Here is a 2,887-nt window from a genome sequence, read left to right as displayed (position 1 = left end):
CCCATGTCGGATCAGGCCTGCGCCCATCCGGGCAGGGCCTCGCTGAGATGCGGGCCGACCCGGACCGCCCACACGGCCTTCGCCAGCCCCGTCGCATCGTCGATCTCGACCGCGACGCCCGACAGCGTGCCTTCGCCCGTGGCGGGCTCAAGCCGGGCACCGGGCACTTTCTGCAGGAAGCGGCGCACCGGCTCGTCCTTCTGCATGCCGAGCACGGAATCGTAGTCGCCGCACATGCCGGCATCCGACTGGTAGGCGGTGCCACCGGGCAGGATGCGGGTGTCGGAGGTCGGTGCATGGGTGTGCGTGCCGACGACGAGGCTGGCGCGGCCGTCGAGGAAATAGCCCATCGCCTGCTTCTCGCTGGTCGCCTCGGCATGGACGTCGACGATCACCGCATCCGCGACCTCGCCGAGCGGGCAGGCCGACAACTCGCGCTCGACGGCAGCGAAGGGGTCGTCGAGCGGGTCCATGAAGAGCCGGCCCATGACGTTGACGACCAGGACGCGGGCCCCGTTGCGGGCCTCTATCACGGTGGCGCCGCGGCCCGGGGTGCCGGGCGGGTAGTTGGCCGGGCGGATCAGCCGGTCCTGACGCTGGATGAAGACCAGCGCCTCCCGCTGGTCCCAGGAATGGTTGCCCAGCGTGATGACGTCGGCGCCGGCAGCCAGGATCTCGTCGCAGATCGCCTCGGTGATGCCGAAGCCGCCGGCGGAGTTCTCGCCGTTGATGATGACGCAGTCGAGCTTCCATGCCTCGCGCAGCGCGGGCAGCCGCTCCTGAATCGCGATCCGGCCGGGGCGGCCGACGATGTCACCGAGGAAGAGAAGACGCATGAAACCGATCCGGAGGAGGCGAAAGCTCCTCACTCGCGCGAAGACGCGCCGGAATCAACCGCAGCGAATGGTTTCGCGCTCGGTGACGATCCAGTCGAGACGGCGATCATGGGCCTCGTCCGGGACGGCCTCGATCTCCTGGGCCGCATAGCCGATGCCGATGCTGATCGTCGGACCTAGTTCCGCGAGGGCGCGGTCGTAATATCCCTTGCCATAGCCGATGCGGTAGCCGCGCCGGTCGAATGCGGCGAGCGGCACGATCAGTATGGCGGGCTTCACCTCGGGCTCGGTCGGGGCCGGGACAAGCGTGCCGAAGCCGCCGGGCACGATCGCCTCATAAGGCGCCCACCGGCGGAAGATCATGCGCTTCTCGACGATCGCAGGCAGGCAGAGTGGCAGGCCGCGCTCATGCAGCGCCTCGAGAATCGGGCGCGGATCGGCCTCCGAGCGCATCGGCCAATAGGCGGAAACCGGGCCGGGGCCCTTCCACACGGGAAGCGCGAGAACCTGGGCGGTTATCTCCGGGTCCCATTCCAGCCGCGAGTCGATGTCGAGTGCGTCGCGCCGGTCGAGCGCCGCGCTGCGCAGGGCTGCCTTGCGGGGGGATGACGTGACGTGCGTGTCGGAAGGCGTCGTCATAAGGGCTGCGGAGCCACCTCGGCCGTGGAGTTTTGAATCCCGGGACACCTACTAAAGTAGGTGGGCGCCGTGTGTCCGGATCCAGGGACCCGGTCAGGGACAGCTCCCTAGGGAGTCGTATGGGCCCGGGGAATGCTGTCTCTCACGCACCAGGCAGCCCCGCTCCACCTATGTAGGCAACTCCCCGGCAAAGCGCCAGAGGGGATTTCGGCCAAGCGCCCAAGGATGCGGGGGCGCCATGAAATTGTTCATATTTTGGCCGTGGTGAGCAGGTGATATAGAGAGAGCGACATGTTCGGAAAACCGGTTTCATCGATGCTTGTTTCGTTCCTTTCCCGCTCTCTCTCCCGCTCGGGGTTGGCCGCGCTCGCCTGCGCCGCGGCGCTCTTCGGCGGGGCGGTGCCAGCTTCGGCGCAGGATGCGGCCGATCTCCTCGTCCGGACGACCCGGCTCGAGAATCAGCTGCGCCAGATGTCCGGCCAGATCGAGCAGCTCCAGTTCGAGAACCGCCGCCTCAGCGACCAGCTGCGCAAGTTCCAGGAGGATGTCGATTTCCGCCTGAACGAGAAGGGTGGCGGCCGCTCCGGGGCGACTGCGCCGAGCGCTCCGCCGGCCGGTGGGGCGGCGCCGCAGCGCCAGCGCCGCGGCGATGCCTTCGACCCGACGATGCAGCAGGGCGCTGCCGGCGGGCCGCAGCAGCTCGGCGGCGGCATCGCCGGCATCATCGACGAGGATTACGCCGGGGGGCCCGCGACCGGACAGCCGCTCGACCTGCAGGGTGTGGGGCGCCCGGTCCAGCAGGGCGGCGGCGCACCGGCCATGCCGCGTGGCGCAAGCGTTGCCGCGGCCAGCGGGCCGCAGACGGCCAAGGACGCCTATGATCTGGCCTTCGCCTCCCTCCAGCGCCGCGAATACGAGCAGGCCGAGATGGGATTTCGCCAGTTCCTGCAGAGCTACCCGCGCGATCGGCAGGCGGTCGACGCCACCTACTGGCTCGGCGAGAGCTATCTGCAGCGCCAGCGCTATCGCGAGGCGGCCGAGCAATTCCTGAAGATCTCGCGGGAATCGCCGAAGGCCACCAAGGCCCCCGACAGCCTGCTCAAGCTCGGCATGGCCCTGAACGGCCTCGGCGCCAAGGACCAGGCCTGCGCGACCTACGCCAAGGTCGGTGTCGATTATCCGTCAGCCTCCAATGCCGTGCGCCAGGGCGTTGCGCGCGAGCGGCGCCGTTCCGGCTGCGCTTGAGCGCGCTGCCGCAGGGTGAGACGATCGTATCGCCGGTCTCGTCATTCGAGGCCGGCGAACTCTTTCAGGGCCTCTCGCAGGAGAGGGCGCTGCTCGTGGCCGTTTCCGGCGGCCCGGATTCCGTGGGATTGCTGGCGCTGCTGGCCGAATGGGCGCGCGGGCCCGGC

3 protein-coding genes and 1 other RNA gene are annotated in these 2,887 nt (G+C 69.1%); 1 reads left to right on the top strand and 3 read right to left on the bottom strand.

Annotated features, from left to right (window positions below; all coding sequences use genetic code 11):
• Positions 1-11: 11 nt before the first annotated feature.
• The 3 genes from ACIPIA_RS13550 to ssrS form a co-directional block, all read right to left on the bottom strand.
• Positions 12-836 (bottom strand): TIGR00282 family metallophosphoesterase, encoded by an 825-nt coding sequence (locus tag ACIPIA_RS13550; RefSeq protein ID WP_400510303.1) that lies wholly within the window; start codon positions 834-836, stop codon positions 12-14.
• A gap of 54 nt (positions 837-890) precedes the next feature.
• Positions 891-1,475, bottom strand: a complete 585-nt coding sequence (locus tag ACIPIA_RS13545; protein WP_400510301.1) for a 5-formyltetrahydrofolate cyclo-ligase — start codon at positions 1,473-1,475, stop codon at positions 891-893.
• 6 nt (positions 1,476-1,481) lie between these two features.
• Positions 1,482-1,638: non-coding RNA, 6S RNA (gene ssrS / locus ACIPIA_RS13540), on the bottom strand.
• A gap of 152 nt (positions 1,639-1,790) precedes the next feature.
• Between ssrS and ybgF the strand changes: the two genes are divergently transcribed.
• Positions 1,791-2,720, top strand: coding sequence for a tol-pal system protein YbgF (gene ybgF / locus ACIPIA_RS13535; RefSeq protein ID WP_400510299.1), 930 nt, complete (start codon positions 1,791-1,793; stop codon positions 2,718-2,720).
• Positions 2,721-2,887: the final 167 nt, after the last annotated feature.

Origin of the sequence: Allobosea sp. CER48, from assembly GCF_044752385.1 — a bacterium.
Classification (GTDB): domain Bacteria; phylum Pseudomonadota; class Alphaproteobacteria; order Rhizobiales; family Beijerinckiaceae; genus Allobosea.
Note: the sequence above shows the minus strand (reverse complement) of the source record. Positions and strands in the feature narration are given on the sequence as shown.